The organism is Photorhabdus sp. RW14-46, from assembly GCF_963887965.1.
Taxonomy (GTDB): domain Bacteria; phylum Pseudomonadota; class Gammaproteobacteria; order Enterobacterales; family Enterobacteriaceae; genus Photorhabdus; species Photorhabdus laumondii.
The window spans coordinates 101178-120595 of the sequence record NZ_CAWPHH010000007.1; the positions used below are offsets into that span (position 1 = coordinate 101178).

19 protein-coding genes are annotated in these 19418 nt (G+C 39.1%); 11 read left to right on the forward strand and 8 right to left on the reverse strand.

The window, feature by feature from the left end:
- Positions 1-232 precede the first annotated feature (232 nt).
- On the forward strand, positions 233-1147 hold the full coding sequence (locus tag AACQ38_RS08305; RefSeq protein WP_165577877.1) for a phage tail protein: 915 nt from the start codon (positions 233-235) through the stop codon (positions 1145-1147).
- Positions 1148-1563: 416 nt separating this feature from the next.
- Complete coding sequence (locus tag AACQ38_RS08310; protein ID WP_165577878.1) at positions 1564-2382, forward strand: tail fiber protein; 819 nt, start codon at positions 1564-1566, stop codon at positions 2380-2382.
- A 157-nt stretch (positions 2383-2539) separates the two neighbouring features.
- Here the strand turns inward: AACQ38_RS08310 and AACQ38_RS08315 are convergent, their stop codons facing one another.
- Genes AACQ38_RS08315 through AACQ38_RS08325 form a run of 3 tightly spaced genes read right to left on the reverse strand, consistent with a single transcriptional unit; the run spans position 2540 to position 4809 of the window.
- The gene (locus AACQ38_RS08315; protein ID WP_165577879.1) at positions 2540-3310 is read right to left on the reverse strand and encodes an ABC-2 family transporter protein; all 771 of its coding nucleotides are present in this window, start codon (positions 3308-3310) and stop codon (positions 2540-2542) included.
- Positions 3303-4055 (reverse strand): ABC-2 family transporter protein, encoded by a 753-nt coding sequence (locus AACQ38_RS08320; RefSeq protein ID WP_165577880.1) that lies wholly within the window; start codon positions 4053-4055, stop codon positions 3303-3305. The genes AACQ38_RS08315 and AACQ38_RS08320 overlap by 8 nt, the downstream gene beginning before the upstream one ends.
- Complete coding sequence (locus AACQ38_RS08325) at positions 4045-4809, reverse strand: ATP-binding cassette domain-containing protein (protein WP_165577881.1); 765 nt, start codon at positions 4807-4809, stop codon at positions 4045-4047. The genes AACQ38_RS08320 and AACQ38_RS08325 overlap by 11 nt, the downstream gene beginning before the upstream one ends.
- A gap of 1013 nt (positions 4810-5822) precedes the next feature.
- Here AACQ38_RS08325 and nadA point away from each other — a divergent pair.
- The 4 genes from nadA (at position 5823) to aroG (ending at position 9206) form a co-directional block, all read left to right on the forward strand.
- On the forward strand, positions 5823-6863 hold the full coding sequence (gene nadA / locus AACQ38_RS08330) for a quinolinate synthase NadA (protein WP_165577882.1): 1041 nt from the start codon (positions 5823-5825) through the stop codon (positions 6861-6863).
- Positions 6864-6888: 25 nt separating this feature from the next.
- Positions 6889-7026, forward strand: a complete 138-nt coding sequence (locus AACQ38_RS08335; RefSeq protein ID WP_165577883.1) for a hypothetical protein — start codon at positions 6889-6891, stop codon at positions 7024-7026.
- 13 nt (positions 7027-7039) lie between these two features.
- Positions 7040-7765 carry a nicotinamide riboside transporter PnuC gene (gene pnuC / locus AACQ38_RS08340; protein WP_011145772.1) on the forward strand — a complete coding sequence of 242 codons (726 nt, stop codon included), beginning with the start codon at positions 7040-7042 and terminating at the stop codon, positions 7763-7765.
- A 388-nt stretch (positions 7766-8153) separates the two neighbouring features.
- Positions 8154-9206 carry a 3-deoxy-7-phosphoheptulonate synthase AroG gene (gene aroG, locus AACQ38_RS08345; RefSeq protein WP_011145773.1) on the forward strand — a complete coding sequence of 351 codons (1053 nt, stop codon included), beginning with the start codon at positions 8154-8156 and terminating at the stop codon, positions 9204-9206.
- A gap of 96 nt (positions 9207-9302) precedes the next feature.
- Here aroG and gpmA read toward each other — a convergent pair whose 3' ends face one another.
- The 4 genes from gpmA to modE form a co-directional block, all read right to left on the reverse strand.
- Positions 9303-10055, reverse strand: coding sequence for a 2,3-diphosphoglycerate-dependent phosphoglycerate mutase (gene gpmA / locus AACQ38_RS08350; RefSeq protein ID WP_011145774.1), 753 nt, complete (start codon positions 10053-10055; stop codon positions 9303-9305).
- Between the two features lie 159 nt (positions 10056-10214).
- Complete coding sequence (locus tag AACQ38_RS08355; protein ID WP_165577884.1) at positions 10215-11042, reverse strand: CPBP family intramembrane glutamic endopeptidase; 828 nt, start codon at positions 11040-11042, stop codon at positions 10215-10217.
- Between the two features lie 404 nt (positions 11043-11446).
- Positions 11447-12922, reverse strand: coding sequence for a molybdate ABC transporter ATP-binding protein ModF (modF, locus tag AACQ38_RS08360; RefSeq protein WP_165577885.1), 1476 nt, complete (start codon positions 12920-12922; stop codon positions 11447-11449).
- Positions 12923-13098: 176 nt separating this feature from the next.
- Positions 13099-13890: a molybdenum-dependent transcriptional regulator gene (gene modE / locus AACQ38_RS08365; protein ID WP_165577886.1), complete on the reverse strand. Its 792-nt coding sequence runs from the start codon at positions 13888-13890 to the stop codon at positions 13099-13101.
- Positions 13891-14072: 182 nt separating this feature from the next.
- Here modE and AACQ38_RS08370 point away from each other — a divergent pair, with 182 nt between their 5' ends.
- The 4 genes from AACQ38_RS08370 (at position 14073) to modC (ending at position 17244) form a co-directional block, all read left to right on the forward strand.
- Positions 14073-14207, forward strand: a complete 135-nt coding sequence (locus AACQ38_RS08370; RefSeq protein WP_011145778.1) for an AcrZ family multidrug efflux pump-associated protein — start codon at positions 14073-14075, stop codon at positions 14205-14207.
- Positions 14208-14580: 373 nt separating this feature from the next.
- Positions 14581-15351, forward strand: coding sequence for a molybdate ABC transporter substrate-binding protein (gene modA / locus AACQ38_RS08375; RefSeq protein WP_165577887.1), 771 nt, complete (start codon positions 14581-14583; stop codon positions 15349-15351).
- A 142-nt stretch (positions 15352-15493) separates the two neighbouring features.
- Positions 15494-16186: a molybdate ABC transporter permease subunit gene (modB, locus tag AACQ38_RS08380; protein ID WP_165577923.1), complete on the forward strand. Its 693-nt coding sequence runs from the start codon at positions 15494-15496 to the stop codon at positions 16184-16186.
- A complete protein-coding gene (gene modC, locus AACQ38_RS08385; RefSeq protein WP_165577922.1) occupies positions 16180-17244 on the forward strand; it encodes a molybdenum ABC transporter ATP-binding protein ModC in 1065 nt (354 codons plus the stop codon). Before modB ends, modC begins: the two co-directional genes overlap by 7 nt.
- Before the next feature lie 76 nt (positions 17245-17320).
- On the opposite strand, the gene AACQ38_RS08390 is transcribed toward modC, so the two are convergent.
- Positions 17321-18139, reverse strand: a complete 819-nt coding sequence (locus AACQ38_RS08390; RefSeq protein WP_058589356.1) for a pyridoxal phosphatase — start codon at positions 18137-18139, stop codon at positions 17321-17323.
- A 145-nt stretch (positions 18140-18284) separates the two neighbouring features.
- Between AACQ38_RS08390 and pgl the strand changes: the two genes are divergently transcribed.
- Positions 18285-19271, forward strand: a complete 987-nt coding sequence (gene pgl, locus AACQ38_RS08395) for a 6-phosphogluconolactonase (protein WP_011145783.1) — start codon at positions 18285-18287, stop codon at positions 19269-19271.
- Positions 19272-19418 lie beyond the last annotated feature (147 nt).

A 19418-nucleotide genomic window follows, 5' to 3' on the forward strand; every position in this document is an offset into this window, starting at 1 on the left:
CATCGAGATATTTTCTTAATTCCCATTTCTTGCAAAGCCGAAAGCGACTCCAAAATATTGAACTACTTATTGCTGCCAATGATACAAAAACGGTTAAGCTTATAAGTAATAAGAACACAGTGTTATTTTTTTCTTGAACTAGACTTTGATTAGCCTGAATTACAGGGGATTATTTTTACAATAATTCAAGATGTTGATTATTAAATAACATTATTTAATTTAAGGAAAATATATGAGTCACAAGAATGATTTTAAGGCTTTTTCTATTAGTAGTAATGCAAATGTCATTAGTCAAGAAAAATATGAACAAAACTTGGGTTTGCAGGTGGGGTTTTCTCCGGATAATGTTCCCACTCACTTGTTAAATAAGGTATTACGTCAGTCATCAACCATATCATCTGTCGTCGCTGATTTTATCGCGACACAATCTGGCAATGATATTCTGGATGATGGAAATGTAGCTAAACTCACCGCTCAATTAAATAAAGCGATAGCACAAAAAATTACAACAGATATGCCCAATGCTTCATTAACACAAAAAGGTGTTGTTCAGCTTACAAATGTGATTGGCAATAGTGATACATTGGCAGTGACGCAAAAGCTTGTTCAGCAAGAAATAAACTCATTACGTGAGCATACTTATACCCGCGAAGAGATAGATAACCGGATTAAAACAGTCGGTGAAATTCCTGTTGGTTCTCCTATTCCCTGGCCGTTACTCTATCCACCTTTCGGTTATTTTATTTGTAATGGCTCACCTTTTAATAAATCACAGTATCCGAAGTTGGCGGAGGCTTATCCTAGCGGTAGATTACCTGATTTAAGAGGAGAATTTATCCGCGGATGGGATGATAATCGTGGTGTTGATAGTGGTCGTGGGCTTTTGTCTTGGCAGGGAGATGCAATTAGAAATATTACAGGGACAACTCAAATGATACATGCTCAGATGGGCGGTGCTCCCCAGACGCCTGTTGTGAGTGGGGTTATGGCATCGTCGCGATATGCTACGGCAGATACACGTTCAGCAAATAGCGGCGGTAGTACTGATCTTACATATTTTGACATTGATGCATCAAGACAAGTCCCAACCGCTAACGAAAATAGACCCCGTAACGTGGCATTTAACTACATCGTAAAGGCGGCATAATTCTAGTGGCTGGAGCAGCTTGCAGTAAGAATAAAGCCGGTTATTCCGGCTTTATTTTTTTATTCTTAAAATAGAGAAAGTTGTGTGACATTCCAGAACACTGTCGCTTAGATATTCGTGTCTAAATGTCAGAAGATTCTATTTTGAATTTAAAACAGAAGAAGTTACAGGAAGGAATGTAAAAAATAATTTCAGATATTAAATATAAATTTTGAGGGGATATATTTTCGATTCAAAAATGTTGAGCTATTTATTGCTACCAATTATATAAAAATGATTAACCTCATAAGTAATAAGAATGCTCCATTGTGATTTTTCTGAACTAGACTGTTATTTATGTAAATTACGATAAATCGTTTTTACAATAGTTTAATATGTTTCTTATGAAAGAATATTATTTGATTCAAGAGGTATGTATGAGTCCTAAAAATGATTTTAAGGCTTTTTCTATTAGTGATAATGCGAATGTGGTCAGTCAAGAAAAATATGAAGAAAACCAGGGTTTGCAGACTGGCTTTCCCCCAGATAATGTTCCTACGCACGTGTTAAATAAGGTATTACGTCAAGCATCAACGGTATCATCTGTGGTGGCTGATTTTATTGCGGCACAATCTGGCAATGATGTTCTGGATGATGGAAATATAGCTAAACTCACAGATCAATTGAATAAAGCGTTAGAACAAAAAATTACAACAGATATTCCCAGTGCTTCGTTAACACAAAAAGGTGTTGTCCAGTTGACAAATGTGATGGGTAATAGCGACACATTGGCAGTGACACAAAAGCTTGTTCAGGAAGTAATAAATGCATTACGTGCAGATATTACTATACCTGTGGGTTCTCCTATACCGTGGCCATTGCCTAATCCCCCTACCGGTTATTTTATTTGTAATGGTTCAGCTTTTAATTCATTACAGTACCCGCAATTAGCTGAAGCTTATCCTAGTGGTAGATTACCTGATTTAAGAGGTGAGTTTATCCGGGGATGGGATGATGGGCGTGGAGTTGATCTGGGGAGGGCGCTATTGACTTGGCAAGAAAGTACTTCATTGGCGGAATACCTTGGTCATTTCCCAAGAGGGGGAGGGCAACAGATAGTAAACTACGACGGTATTGCAAGTAGTGCGGCAGGATATTTAAAATACAACGTAACATCACCAACAACCACTGGGGTTAATTTCTTACGATTTCGACCACGCAATGTCGCATTTAACTACATTGTCAGGGCGGCATAATTTTAGTGGCGGAAGCAGCGTGCAGTAAGAATAAAGCCGGTTAGTCCGGCTTTATTTTTTTGGTTATTTTAAATAAATCTAAGGAATTACCAACTTTACCTGAATTAGAATGTGAACTATAGCTTACTGAAATAATTTCCAATTTCATTACGTTTCCTCACGTTATATATTTCGAATACCTTTTGACACCAATATCAAAAACCAATTTCGCTATAAAAATTAAAATCAATGTGACCAGAGTTTGAATAAAAAACCATTTCATACTCATTATTCCACTTGCTACTGAAGCTGGAACGCCAGTTATAAATAGACACGGAAGTATGAACATTAAAATAAAACGAACTACACCATGAAAAGATTGTTCAGGTCTCACCAATACTTTAAAACAAGGATTTGAGTTCTTAATACTAACTAATGAAGCTGTCCAAAATATTGTTGTTCTTATGATCCATGTAATTGAAGTAAGTATTAAGACTCCTTCTAATGCCATTATCAAATGTAAAAAAACCAACAAAATATTAGTACCAAGGTAAATATGTACAGTAAAAAATAACACTAAAGATAGGAATGACAATAAAAAATGCTCAAATGCAATATTTGTAGTGACATATAAAAATTGAGTATTTATAGGTAACGTTAAATGAGGTTCTAACTTTAATGACTTGACTTTTTTAACCAGCAAGAAGCTTCCTTTACCAAATAAAAAAAGATAAAAATTATCGACTAAACATACTGTAGTGAAAAATATAATAACAAAATCATCAGATAAAATATAATTTGAAGATTGTGAATTTAAAATAGCATACCAAAAAAAAGCTTGTGCTATATAGTAACTAAAATTAACAAAAGCGGATAACCAAAAATTTAATGGGCTTCTTTTTGCTTCTGATAATCCACTTTTAAAACCAATAAATATAACTCTAAGCATTACCATTATATCCTTGATTGTATTTTAACATATAATTCCAAATAAAATTAAAAATCATCATTAAACACATCATGACTAAGAATCCATTAAATATAAAATAAATAGATATTGAATTTGTTGCAAATTTAACTGGAATATAGGTAATGTATTGAAACGGAATATAATTAAATATTGATTTTAAAGAGTCACCAAACACATCTAATGGTATCAACGCACCTGAAAGGACCCATGACAAAGTATCCTTAATAATTATAAAAGAGTACGAGCCTCTAAATTTGAATGCCATACATGACAATATCATTGTTAAGTACAAATTGATAAACAACCCTATACATAACGAAATAAATAGATATATAATATTAGGAATGTCTTTTTGGTATATAATTATGAATGAAATTAATGGTGACATTATAAATAATCTAGCTAATATCTGTCCGAAAGCATATTCTGAATAATATAATAGTATGGATTTTGGCATTATAATTAGTCTATCTATACTACCATCTTCAATATGGAACGATAAATTTTCTGGAAATCCGGTAATACTTGTCAATTGAAATATAATAACAGACCATAATATATAAACTATTATCTCATCATGCGTATAGTTAACAAAACCATTTGATTTTGTCATGGTATCCCAAAAAGATAGTTCAACCGCATATAATGTTACAATTATAAATAAGTAACCAAATATTATATTCTTAGCCCTAATGGTTTCAATAAAAGAAAATTTAATTATCACAGAAAAGCCTCTCTAGATATAGCGCATTCTTTTCTTTCGAATTATTTTTATTTAGATGTATTTTTGATATTTCACCATCCTTCAAGAAGATAATATCTTTGCAAACATCCGCAATATCTATCATATTATGTGAGGTAATTAGTATTTTACTTTCATTATTTTGAGCATAATCTTTTAAAATATTTCGTAATAGAATTTGTGACTCTATATCTAATCCGATTGTTGGTTCATCCAATATCAGTAATTTTGGCCTATTAAGAAAGTGTATTAATAAGTTAGATTTTACAGATTGACCTAAAGAGCACGTTTTTGCAGGTTTTTTTGCTATGCTATTCAGGTTCAACATTTCTATCATATTTTCAACACTATTCTTATCATAATTACGTTTATATATCTTAGAAAAAAGCTCAATATTTTCATAGAGAGATAACTCATCCCAAAGCATTGACTTATTGCCAAAAACGATACCAAGATTAGATAAAAGATTAAGAGGTCTTCCATTTGAATCAATACCAAAAACAGTAATATTTCCAGAATTTGGAGTTAAAATACCGGAAATCAGCTTTATTAAAGTTGTTTTTCCGGCGCCATTCCTCCCCAGTAATCCTATAATCTTGCTATCGTCAAATATTTCAATATTTATATTTTCAAATAAAACTATTTCTATTTCATTTAATGAAAATATATTTTTAAAAATATTTTTTTTAATTTCTCTACTTTTATAACTAAAGCATAAATCAGTAATTTTTATCATTTTAATTCACTGTTTTTGTAAGTAATATGTCATTGTCATGCATGATATATTCTTTTACTTTACTATTTTCACCATAAACAATAAATTCTTCTTTATCTAGATTCATTATTCTTTTCGCATAATCTTGATCCTAAAATAACCTATTTAATACTTCACCAGTTTCTAAATGCCAACTTAAAATATAGCAACTGTAACTTAATTTATAGTAAAATTAATATTTGTTGTCAAATTAGAAAACCTGTTTGTTAACAAAAATGTTGAATCACATCACAAAGCAGACTCCTTATTAGATGCTATATTTACTCTTTTATGTAAAATGTTAAAACCACCGGCTTCGAGATAAAGATAGTTTGTCTTTCAAAGTCGAAATGGTATATCGTGTTTTATATTTAAAAAACATTAATCATACCCGATTTTTATCTTTATTAATGCGGTATTACTGGCAGTCTTGAGTCGTTTTTATCAGTCGCTACCCTTTATGTTTTTTAGGATAATCAAGCTTTTTTCAGAGCTTAAATCTTGCCACATTAACTGTTTTGTCCGCTTTTTTATTTTGTTATCTTTTATGTCTTTGTTCATGAAATAACGGCGAGAAAACGCTTAAATACCAGTTATTCGGATAATGTTTTTTTGTGTTTTAATTTCTTTTTAACTCATTGCTAATGGTTAATGGACTTCGATTAAATTCAATTAACACTTTTTTTAAAAGTGCATTTATTATTGATTTTAATTCGTTATTAAAAAGAGGGTAAGCCGGTAAAACGATTCTCATGCTTGGGATTTCCTTATTTTTTAATTAAAAAATAATTTAATAAATAGCTTTAATAAAACAGATTTTATAAATATAATAATGTTTTCTGTTTAGCCATCCTATCATAGATAAAATATCTCGCGATAAATTACTATAAATTGATCATTTTGTTTAGTATATTAAACAAATCTGGGCAAATTTTCGGACTGAAAACCAAAATTATCGCTTTTTAAAACCATATACTAAACAGAGAGTCAAAGTAATGAACCAGTATATTGATTTTAATTCAACCATTTATCCATTCCCACCTAAACCTGCCTTTCTCAGTAAGGATGAAAAAAAACATTACCGTGAAAAAATTAAACGCCTTCTAAAACAGCAGGATGCCGTTATGGTCGCACATTATTACACCGACCCTGAGATCCAAGCTTTAGCTGAAGAGACAGGAGGGTGTGTTGCCGATTCATTGGAAATGGCACGTTTTGGTAATAATCATCCGGCCTCTACTTTATTAGTTGCCGGTGTGCGGTTTATGGGAGAAACCGCCAAAATTCTCAACCCGGAAAAGCGTGTTTTAATGCCAACGCTGGAAGCTGAGTGTTCGCTAGATCTTGGTTGCCCTGAAAAAGAGTTCACCCAGTTTTGTGATGACCATCCTGATCGTACCGTTGTGGTTTATGCAAATACATCAGCAGCCGTTAAAGCACGAGCAGATTGGGTTGTGACTTCAAGTATTGCTGTTGAACTGATCGATTATCTGGATAGTCAGGGAAAGAAGATAATTTGGGCACCCGACCGCCACTTGGGGAATTATGTCCGTAAACAAACAGGAGCCGATATTCTGTGTTGGCAGGGGGCTTGTATTGTTCATGATGAATTTAAAACTCAGGCTTTAATAAGGGTAAAAGGTCTGCATCCCGATGCTGCGGTATTGGTTCATCCTGAATCACCGCAAGCGGTTATTGATCTGGCTGATGCTGTTGGTTCGACCAGCCAATTAATCAAATCAGCGCAATCTTTGCCACATCAGAAACTGATTGTGGCAACGGATAAAGGCATCTTTTATAAAATGCAGCAAGCATGTCCTGAGAAGCAGTTATTTGCAGCACCTACGGCTGGAGAAGGGGCGAGTTGCCGTAGTTGTGCTCATTGTCCGTGGATGGCAATGAATGGTTTACAAGCCATCGTTCAGGGGTTGGAGCAGGGAGGGGGTCAACATGAGATATTGGTTGAAAAAGAGTTACGGGAAAAGGCGCTTATTCCTTTAAATAGGATGCTTGATTTTGCAGCTCAGCTAAAATAGAAAATTGAATAATGAAGGTAATATTTTGTTGTATACCCAATGGATTTCAAGATGGATCGCGACGGCAAGGGAGCGAATCCCCAGGAGCAGAGATAACGATGTGACCGGGGTGAGTGAGTGCAGCCAACAAAGAAGCAACTTGAAAGATGACGGGTATAGATAATAGGATATAACAGATGAATTTTTTCAGCATTAACAACATATTAGTCAATATCCCTCTGGGAAAAGGAGGATATGATTTATCGTGGATTGAAGCGGTAGGGACGATCGCTGGCTTGTTATGTATTTGGTTTGCCAGTCAGGAGAAGATAATTAACTATTTGTTTGGGCTAATTAATGTCACATTATTTGCTGTGATTTTCTTCCAAATTCAACTTTATGCCAGTTTATTGCTGCAATTATTCTTCTTTGCGGCAAATATTTATGGTTGGTATGCCTGGAGCAGGGTTAATGATCAGCAGCAGATTGAACTTAAAATACGTTGGTTAAGTTTGAATAAGGCGGTAATAATTAGTCTGATTTCTGTGCTATTGATCGCCATTATGACTTTTAATATTGATCGAGTCTTTGGCTATCTGACTCAGATTGCCGTTACGATTATGCAAAAATTTGGCTTTAATGTTCAGATGCCGATATTGGAGCCTGATGCCTTCCCATTCTGGGATTCGACAATGACGGTGCTATCTATTGTGGCAATGGTTTTGATGACTCGTAAATATGTCGAAAACTGGCTGGTATGGATGGTCATCAATGTGATAAGCGTTGTTATCTATTTCCATCAAGGCGTGCTGGCAATGTCGTTGCAGTATGTGATTCTCTTGGGCATTGCATTTAATGGTTCCCGTTTGTGGATTCAGGCAGCTAAGGAGAACCATTCTTTGCCATTATCTCATGTGAAATAGTTTGCTAACTATGCCAGAGAATTGTTTTGTCGATTTCTGGCATATTTTTAGGTATTTACTTTAATAATTTTCATTTCTAAAGATATTTCAACTATAAGAATGGAATTAACCACATTTGACTATATCTTGCTATGTCTTGAGTTCATCAGCATTGATTTATTTATTCTCTACAAAGAATATTTACAGTTTGGCTTCTAACAGTTAGATTAAAATCACGAGATTGCTTTAATTAAATATATACCCAATAGATTTCAAGATGCATCGCGACGGCAAGGGAGCGAATCCCCGGGAGCATAGGTAACTATGTGACTGGGGTGAGAGAGTGCAGCCAACAAAGAGGCAACTTGAAAGATGACGGATATACAAAGATGTTAGATGAGAGAGGGTTATGAATTACCAGAATGACGATATAAGAATTAAAGAGATAAAAGAATTATTACCTCCTGTGGCACTACTTGAAAAATTTCCAGCAACTGAAAAGGCTGCATTGACAGTATGTAAGGCGCGTAAAACGATTCATCAAATTCTGACGGGTGAAGATGAGCGTCTGTTGGTGGTGATTGGGCCATGTTCTATTCATGATCCTAAAGCAGCAATGGAATATGCCGGGCGGTTGAATGAATTGCGTGAAGAGCTGAAAGAGGATCTGGAAGTTGTCATGCGAGTTTATTTTGAAAAACCTCGCACAACTATTGGCTGGAAAGGGTTAATTAATGACCCTCATATGAATCACAGTTTTGATATTAATGATGGTTTGCGTTTAGCTCGTCAGTTGTTACGGGATATTAATGATATGGGGCTACCGGCTGCGGGTGAATATCTGGATATGATTTCTCCACAGTATTTAGCCGATTTGATGAGTTGGGGAGCAATTGGCGCTCGTACAACGGAATCTCAGGTCCATCGTGAGTTGGCTTCTGGTCTTTCCTGTCCGGTTGGTTTTAAAAATGGTACTGATGGTGCGATAAAAGTTGCCATTGATGCGATTAATGCAGCGGGTTCCCCTCACAGTTTCCTTTCTGTCACTAAGTGGGGACATTCTGCGATTGTAAATACCAGCGGAAACAACGATTGTCATATTATCCTGCGTGGCGGTAAAGAGCCGAATTACAGTTCTGAACATGTTGCTGTCGTGAAGCAAAACTTGGAAAAAGCAGGTTTACCGGCAAGAATTATGATTGATTTCAGTCATGCCAATAGTTCTAAGCAATTTAAAAAGCAGATGGATGTGTGTTCAGATGTGAGCCGGCAGCTTATTGCTGGGGAGAAAGCGATTATTGGTGTCATGGTAGAAAGTCATTTGGAAGAGGGAAATCAGAACCCGGATAGCGGTCTGCCATTGGTATATGGCAAAAGTATTACTGATGCTTGCATTGGTTGGGCTGACACTGAAATTTTGTTACGTCAATTGTCGTCGGCAATAAAAGCGCGTCGTGGCTGATAACATTTTTCCGATGTAAAAAAACCGGAATCGACAACTCCGGTTTTTTATGTTCGCTGGAAAATAGGGTGTCAGCAATTTTTTATCGGCAATGAATTATTTTGCCTTACCTTGGTTTGCTACCGCCGCGGCTTTTGCTGCGATTTCATCAGCGTTACCCAGATAGTAATGTTTGATTGGTTTCATGTTTTCGTCGAATTCATAAACCAAAGGTACTGCTGTTGGGATATTCAGCTCAAGAATGGTTTCTTCGCTCATATTATCCAGATATTTAACCAAAGCACGCAAAGAATTACCGTGCGCTGCGATAATCACTTTCTCACCTTGAGCAACGCGCGGTTTGATCACTTCTTCCCAGTAAGGGATCACGCGTTCAATCGTTGTTGCCAGGCTTTCAGTCACGGGTAACTCTTCTGGCTTCAAATTTGCATAACGCGGATCATGGCCTGGGAAACGTTCATCATCTTTAGTTAAATCTGGTGGGGTGATAGCAAAACCACGACGCCACAGTTTAACCTGATCATCACCGTATTTAGCTGCGGTTTCTGCTTTGTCCAAACCTTGCAGAGCGCCATAATGACGTTCATTTAGTTTCCAGCTTTTTTCAACAGGTAACCACTGTTGATCAACCTGATCCAGAATGTTCCACAGCGTATGGATAGCGCGTTTTAGCACGGAGGTGTAGGCAAAATCAAAAACAAAACCTTCTTCTTTCAACAGTTGCCCTGCTTGTTGAGCTTCAGCGCGACCTTTTTCAGATAACGCGACGTCAGTCCAGCCAGTGAAACGGTTCTCTCTGTTCCACTCGCTTTCGCCATGTCTTACCAGAACCAGTTTAGTGACAGCCATAGCTTAAACTCCTTAAAAATCAAACTTAATAATAACTAAGCGCATTATATTGCCCTATGCACCAGAACAGCAATCAATAGTCTTGTTTCAAACTTTATTTGTTTTAAGGTTTGCATCTTTTGCAGATTGCTGAATATATACTGGGCAAGTTTGACACGTTTATAACGCAGTCACCAACTTGATTGGATAAGTAAAGAACAACAAATGAACCAAATTGAGCGCGAAATGGAACCCAACAGAAACCCACAGACGGCCACTCCACATCCATGCCAGCCCATATATTAATCCGGCAAGTGCAGCAAATATCATCAGTAATGGGCCGCCAGCGAAGTGTGCGCCACCAAAAATCAAAGCAGTGATGATCAGGGCAAAATAGGGGTTAATCCACTGACTCAATCTCTGTTGGATATAACCTCGGAATAGCGCTTCTTCTGCCAGAGAAACGAAGAAAATATTGGCCAATATAAACATCGGTAACCATTGTGGCATGTGCAATTCAACTGCGAGCCCTCCGAGAGCCGTTGCTATGCTTAACAATACAGGAATAGCAATAGCTAAGATTATCCATGCATAAGGCCGAATTTTGGTCAGTGGCTTTGTTGTAAATAGGCCAGGCATGCAACATAACAGCAGGAAAGGAATGAGGGCTTTGTCAAAGTTGAAATACATTGAGAATGGGGCACTGTGAGGGCCTGCCTGAACTTTATCGAGATATTTCAGGTTATTAAAACCGGGGAGCAGATGTAGGAATAATGCCACCGCAAAGGCGAGTAATAGCAGTTCAGTTGTGATTTTAATGATGTTATTTTGTTGAAAATGAATACGTAGCGCACCTAACAAAAAAATAATCGCAATAGTGGCGACTGCCGGATAAATCACAGTTTGTGTGACAAATCCGGTAATAACTGCGGCCAGTAGAACAATCAGTGCAGTAGTGCGGTGTATAGCTAATAACGCTAGTGATGTAGTAAGTAAACCCCAAATCATATATTTCCCTTTATTTTTAACAAATTAAAAAAGGCTCTGAAAAGCAGACCAAAAATTAATGATAGATGTTATTTAGTGAGCAAAAATAATAATGCATGATAACTAAATTGCGATGTTTTTTTCACTGGTCGGAGAAGTTTTTATGCTGGTAATCATCGTTCCTTAATTCAGACTCTTTGGTCAAGGATCAATCACCTTATTAAGGTACTAATAGAAATGGCCGTGATGAAAATTGGCTATACCCGTTATCCTTCAAGTTGCCTCTTTGTTGGCTGCACTCGCTCACCCCGGTCACATCGTTATCTATGCTCCCGGGGATTCACTCCCTTGCCGTCGCGATGCATCTTGAAATCCATAGGGTATAGACTCATTAAGATCCCCGCATAACGGGGAACTATCAGAAATCAATCAGAAACTTTCTCTGTTTTGTAGCAGTATAGATCACCATCAGGGATAAATATCAGTCGGTGAGTAATGCATTGCGGCGCATCTTCTTGATGATGAGAAACAAACAGTAGCTGAGTATCACCGTCAGCGATCATGACATCAATAAAACGTAATACTAACTGGCGGTTGAGTGGATCAAGCCCTTGGAGAGGTTCATCAAGGATTAATAAAGCCGGATGTTTAACCAGTGCGCGAGCTATCAGAACAAGTCGTTGTTGTCCCCATGAAAGGCGGTGAAACGGGCCGTTGGCAATCTGAGCAGATAAGCCCAGTAAAGCCAGCCATTCATCAGCAAGTTGCTGCTGGCGATCTGATACTGTCTGATAAAGACCAATTGAATCGAAGAAACCGGACAGAATCACATTACGAACGCTGATACTGACACGATATTCCAGATGAATGCTGTTGCTAATATAGCCAATATGGCGTTTGATATCCCAAATGGTTTCGCCGCTACCGCGTTGACGGCCAAATAGGATCAGCTTATTACTGTAGCCTTGAGGATGATCTCCGGTAATCAAACTCAGAAGCGTTGATTTTCCGGCACCATTTGGGCCAATAATTTGCCAATGTTCACCTGAATTCACTTGCCAATCTAGCCCATGCAAAATTGGCTGATCATTATACTGAACGATACCATTACGTAGAATAATCAGCGGTTGATCGGGCGGTAGCTGATTATCGACAGGAAATTCATCTGTTTCAGGTAAATGAATACCGTTCAGTTTTTCACTGTGTGCCAGTTGAGCCACCAAGGAATCTGCCATCATTTTTTCTTTGGTGCCAATAGAGGTTAGCTGGCAATCTGCTAGTACGCCAATCTGATCAACAAAATCTGGGATTTCACTGAACCGGTTAAGGATAAGTACCAAAACGATTCCTTTTGATGACAATTTTTCCAGTAATTCAGTGAATTGACCACGGGAAAATAGATCAAGGCCATTAAAAGGTTCATCAAGAATCAGCAAATCAGGTGAAGTCATCAGTGCCTGGCAAAGTAATGTCTTGTGGGTTTCACCAGTAGAAAGATATTTAAAACGACGGGAAAGTAAATCCATAATACCGAACTGTTTTGCCAGTTCCAGGCAAAGTTCATTATCTTTATGATAAAGCTGGATAATTTCTGCCGCAGTGCGGCCGGTATCATCTTCATCATCACTGAGCATATCACTATTATTACGTTGCCACTCTTCTTCCGTCAGTTTTTGTAATTGTTCTAGAGAGACGCGGGCGCACTTGCGAAATGAGCAATTTCGTTCGCCGGAAAGCAGGACTAATTCATTTGAAAGCGCACGGGCCAATGATGATTTTCCGCTACCATTTGCACCAATAAAAGCCCAATTTTCGCCGGAGGCTATTTTTAGTGATGATAACTGCAAGGTACGGGTATCACTTAAACGGAAACAGCCTTGCGTTATTTGCAATTCAGACATCTTTTATTCCTTTTTAAGCAACGCAAATATTTTTCCACAAATAAGCGGAATGGCGCGGAATGTCAATATTAACTTTTAATTAACATTTAATATTGGACACTAGGGGAGGTGTAAGGTACGTAACACCATAATATTCCTGGACATTCCGAATTGTTCAGTGATAATAGAGTCAATTCTTAACACAGAGTTGCAATAATCACCTGGTCAGCATTAAAAAGTGCAGTGATTTTATCTCCAGAATGTAGTTTCAGGTTATTTGCTTCTTGATTGGGCAGAGTAGAACAGAGGATTTCACCGCCATCAAGAACAATGATAATTTCGGTGTTCTCTTCGCTGGTTTCAATATTACTGATCAGCCCTGTCAGGGCATTGTCGAAATGACCGATAGAGAATGGCTCTTTAGTGAGTTTCACCCAAGGTGCTTTAATGAGCGCCAATACCTCCTTACCTTTTACCAAGCCAAGACGGTTAGCGCTTTGTTCTGTTAATGCCGCATTCAGTGATGTTTGACCATCTGTCAGCAAGATGCGGATATGTTGCTGGACCTGATTATGGTTACGGTCAGTAATTGTGCCAAAGAATTGGTTGCGGGCGCTGGTTTGCAGAGAAAAACGGCAAATGGCCGCTAACAGACTGTCGAGGGGAAGTTGGTCATCTTTTAGCACATCAAAGGCTTTTTGCTGAATTTGTGTCAGTAGATCGTAAAGTTGCAATAGACGTTCGCCATAATGGGTAAGATTTGTCCCGCCGCCTCCTTTACCTCCTGTAGCACGCTCTACCAGTATTTCGTCTGCCAGTTGATTCATTTCGTTAATTGCGTCCCAGGCGCTTTTATAACTGATACCGGCCTGTTTGGCTCCCTGACTGATAGAACCCGTTGCTTTAATCTGTTTTAGTAATAATATTCGCCGTGGATCGGCGAATAACCGTTGTTGTAATTTCAGTGTCAGTAGAATTTCGGCTTGCATGATAGTTTTTTTTAGTAAATATAATCGTAAATTTTTATAGGCTAACCCGAAAAACGCACGTTTAGCCGGTTACAGTTGTCTGTCTTTGTCTAGAATGGTACTAATTATAGCGGTATTACCCGCTATGGTTAAAAATGTGTTATGTTGCGGGCTCATTAAATGAGCCATTGTGTGAGGCTACCATGTTTGAGTTGATTAAAAGTATGGCTTTCGCCCTGGTCATGGTACCGGTAGTGACGGTCGGAATTTTAGGTTTAATTTATGGTCTTGGGGAACTGTTTAATATCGTTTCCCGTATTGGTCGTTCTGAAAAGTAAAACTAATATTTCTTTTACACCAGATGCTATTCTGATTACCCGGTGATTAACCGGGTAATTTGTCTTAATTAATCATAATCAATTCCATTTTATTCATTTGGTTTTCCTATTACAGTATTTTACTTCGAATTAAATTAGACAGTAAAAATTGCTTACAATTTGCCGATTAATATTGGAATACTCTTCCAATTGACGTTATATATCCTATGGATTTCAAGATGGATCGCGACGGCAAGGGAGTGAATCCCCGGGAGCATAGCAAACTATGTGACCGGGGTGAGCGAGTTCAGCCAACAAAGAGGCAACTTGAAAGATGACGGATATATCTTGCTATACACGACGAACTAATAGGTAAGAAACAGGTGGAAAACAAATGAAAAAGAGTTTTGGCAAACTGCTAGTCGGCGTTGTCGTTTCTTTTGCTTTGACGTGGCAAGCGTGGGCTACCGAAAAAGTCACGTTATTCGCTGCTGCCTCGTTGACTAACGCACTTGATGATATTGCGGCGCTGTATAAGCGAGAGAAAAGAGGTGAAGTGGTGGCTTCTTATGCTGCATCTTCCATTTTGGCTCGCCAGATTGAGCAAGGTGCGCCGGCAGATATTTTTATTTCCGCTGATCAACAGTGGATGGATTATGTTGCCGGGAAGAAACTGATTATTGATGAAACTCGGTTGACTATGTTGGGAAATCAACTCGTTCTGATTGCACCGAAAGCAAGTAGACTCAATAAAGTTGATATTAATAAAGAAACCAAATGGAAATCCTTATTAGAGGATGGGCGTCTTGCTGTTGGTGACCCAGATCATGTTCCTGTGGGCATTTACGCTAAAGAGTCTCTGCAATATTTGGGGGCATGGGAGAGGGTTAATCCTCTGCTGGCGCGTACCAGTAATGTGCGCAGTGGTTTGGCGCTGGTGGAGCGTGCTGAAGTTCCATTGGGCATTGTTTATGGCTCGGATGCCGTTGCCAGTGATAAAGTCAAAGTGGTGGGGATTTTCCCGGAAGAGAGCCACAAACCTATTGAGTACCCAATGGCGATTATCAAAGATCATAGTAATCTCACCGTTCTCGATTTTTATGAATATTTGAAAACCCCTAAAGCCGTTGAAATTTTTAAACGTTATGGTTTTCACCCACGTTAGGAATATACCCTATGGATTTCAAGCTGCATCGCGACGGCAAGGGAACGAATCCCCGGGAGCATAGCAAACTATGTGACCGGGGTGAGAGAGTGCAGCCAACAAAGAGGCAACTTGAAAGATGACGGGTATAGATTTTTTGGCGATGTTGAGTGAATACGAATGGCAAGCCATCATCCTGAGTCTGAAAGTGTCCGGTATGGCAGTGTTACTTAGTCTGCCATTTGGGATCTTGATTGCATGGATTCTTGCTCGTTTCCAGTTTCCCGGTAAATCATTACTTGACAGCATTATCCATCTGCCGCTGGTGTTACCACCCGTGGTAGTGGGTTATTTGCTGCTGATCAGTATGGGACGTCGTGGATTTATCGGTGAATGGTTATATGACTGGTTTGGCATCAGCTTTGCATTTAGTTGGCGTGGTGCTGCACTGGCTTCTGCTATTGTTGCTTTTCCGTTGATGGTCAGGGCGATACGTCTGGCGCTGGAAGGTGTTGATCGGCGGCTGGAACAGGCTGCTCGTACCTTGGGCGCGAATCCGTTTAAGGTATTTTTTACTATCACATTGCCGCTCTCTTTGCCTGGGGTTATTGTGGGTACTGTGTTGGCATTTGCCCGTTCATTGGGTGAATTTGGCGCAACTATCACTTTTGTATCCAATATTCCAGGCGAAACGCGGACGATCCCTCTGGCAATGTATACCTTGATTGAAACACCTGGAGCAGAAACGGCTGCGGCTCGTTTGTGCATCATTGCCATTATTCTAGCGTTGATGTCACTGATGGTTTCTGAATGGTTAACCCGTTGGGGCAGGAGACGTTTGGGAGCAACATGTTAGAGCTGGATTTTGAGCAACAACTTGGTGATCTTTATTTACAGGTCAATACACAGCTACCCACTGAGGGGATCACGGCTGTTTTTGGCCTTTCAGGTGCCGGGAAAACTTCACTGATAAATGTTATTGCTGGTTTGATACGCCCACGGAAAGGGCGGATTGTCCTTAATGATCATGTGTTGGTTGATATTGAAAAAGGTATCTGCTTGTCACCAGAGCAGCGTCGTATAGGCTATGTTTTTCAGGATGCCCGGCTTTTTCCGCATTATCGAGTAAAGGGTAATCTGCAATACGGGATGTCGCCGGAGATGAAGCCAGAATTTGATAGCATTGTTAGTTTGCTTGGAATTGAGCACTTACTATCTCGTTTTCCTCTTACCTTGTCCGGCGGTGAAAAGCAGCGGGTTGCTATCGGTCGTGCTTTATTGACGGCGCCGGATCTGTTGTTAATGGATGAACCGTTGTCATCGCTGGATCTCCCTCGTAAAAGAGAACTACTGCCTTATCTTGAAAAGCTTTCTGGAGAGGTCAACATCCCGATTTTATATGTCAGCCATAATTTGGATGAGATTCTTCGTCTGGCAGAAAATGTACTCGTCGTGGATAACGGAAAAGTCAGGGCAACGGGAAAATTGGAAGAGGTTTGGTCCAGTAGTGCATTACGTCTTTGGTTACAAAAAGAGACTCTTAGCAGTATTCTGAATGTTTCAATGGTTGAACATCATAATCGTTATGAAATGACCGCGGTGGCACTTGCTGATCAGGCTTTATGGTTGCCGAAAATGGATGTTCAACCGGGAACTGATTTGCGTATCAGAATAGATGCGTCAGATGTTTCATTAGTACTGGAACCTCCTCGCGGCAGTAGTATCCGTAATATTTTAGCGGTGAAAGTGGTTGAATTCTTTGATGATAATGGACACGTTGATGTCAAATTGGTGTTGAGTGGCCACTATTTATGGGCAAGGATCACTCCGTGGGCAAGGGATGAACTTAATTTGCGGTCTGGGCAGTGGCTTTATGCCCAGATAAAAAGTGTTTCTTTTCATCGGCAACTCTAGTCTCTGCTATAAATAGCAAAGGAAAAGGGGAGCTTATCGGAAGGTTCCCCGCACAGTAATCTTGTCAGACAAGCAATTAAAGAACATACTTGCGAATAACTTCGGCAATACCTGGCTGAGTATTATCCAGCGTCACCAAATCGGCTTGTTCTTTAATCGCATCCACACTGTTACCCATAGCGACACCGAGTCCGGCGGCTTTCAGCATGCTCAGATCATTAAAGTTATCACCAAAAGCAATAACATCTTTCATCTTCATTCCCTGTGATTCAACCCACTGTTTCAAACGCATACCTTTGCTGTTACCTTTCTTGGCAATATCCACCTGATCGAACCATGACCATTCACACGAAAGACCTGTGTCATTTGCGATTTGTGCAGTCACTTCCCGCAGTTTTACTAAATCAGGAGAACAGGTTGCAAATTTCCAGATAGATTGTACTTCGTCAATAGCATGTTGAAAGCTATTAACATGTCGCACAGTTGGGCGTTGAGATTCAGGTAGGGTTTCAGACCATTTTATGGTACGGACAACTGTGTCATACGGTTCTTCATATAACATGGCATCATCTACATACATCAGACGGTGAATATCTGTGTTTTTTAAGTGGCTGAGAACTTTTATAGCTTCTTGAGTTGACAGTGGATCTGAGGCTAAAACGCTCTTTTCATGGTAATCATACAGATAAGTACCATTACAGCAGATGGCAGGCGTGTCGAGTTGCAAAGTCTGATAAAAAGGGTGGATAGCAACATGATGACGGCCAGTAGCAATTAGCACCTTAATACCAGCTTTACGTGCTTCGTTTAGTACAATGAGTGATTCGGGTAGGATATTTTTTTGAGGATCGAGTAGTGTACCATCCAGATCCAGTGCAATGATGCGATATGACATAAATTAGCCTCATAACTATATATAATGTAAGGATATTACATTGAAACTGAATAAAGCTACACCAATTGTGCGGTGAGTTTAACCGATAAAACCAATCGAGTCGTTACAGCACAATAAAATGGTCATGGATAATTAAGGAGTGAAGATGAAACAAGTGGTTTATACGGCGAGTCCAAACAGTTGTCAGATTCATGTTTGGAGCCTGAATAATGAAGGTGAGTTATCACTGATTCAGACAGTTGATGTACCGGGGGAAGTACAACCAATGGTGGTTAGCCCGGATCGTAAACATCTTTATGTTGGCATCCGGCCACAATTCAGTATTGTCACTTACCAGATTGGCTCTAGAGGGGAACTGGCACAACAGGGGATTTCATCAATACCGGGTAGCCCGACTCATATCTCTACTGATAAACAGGGCCGTTTTCTATTCTCTGCCTCCTATAGTTATAACAATTTGAGTGTCAGCCTAATTGATGATCAAGGTATTGTGGGTGAACCTGTTCAGGTTATTGCCGGTTTGCAAGCACCGCATTCGGCTAATATTGACTGGGATAATAAACAACTATTGGTTCCTTGTCTGAAAGAAGATCGCGTCCGTATTTTTGAGATGGCAAAAGAGGGTTATCTGACAGAAAAACGTGCTGAGGAAATCACTACCGCAATGGGTGCGGGCCCTCGTCATATGGCATTTCATCCAAATCAGCAGGTGATTTATTGTATTAATGAACTGGATTCTACAGTGGATGTTTATCGCAAGTGGGAAAAATATCGGACTGTTCAGACGGTTGATTCATTGCCGGCAGATTTAGCGGGAGTTCGTTGGTCTGCGGATATTCATATTACACCGGATGGTCGTCACCTTTATACCAGTGAACGGACTTCAAGTTTGATCAGCCATTTTGTTATTTCGCAAGATGGTTCTAATTTGACGCTGGCAGGACACTATAAAACTGAAATTCAGCCGCGTGGTTTTGCTATCGATCACAGTGGAAAATATCTGATTGCATCCGGTCAAAAGTCTGACCATATTTCAGTCTCTTCTATTGATAAATATACCGGTAAATTGACTGAATTGACGCGCTATCCAGTAGGTAAAGGCCCAATGTGGGTAACGGTGTTGGCCCTGTGAATTTGATAAGATTATTGGATGTTAATGGTGATCGTATGTGCTGGTTTACGGTTTAATTTGATAGGCATTGATGCAAATAACCGGTAGGCACCAGATCAAGTTTGAGCTAATGCAACACCAAATCTTGCAGTTATTCAACCGGACAGA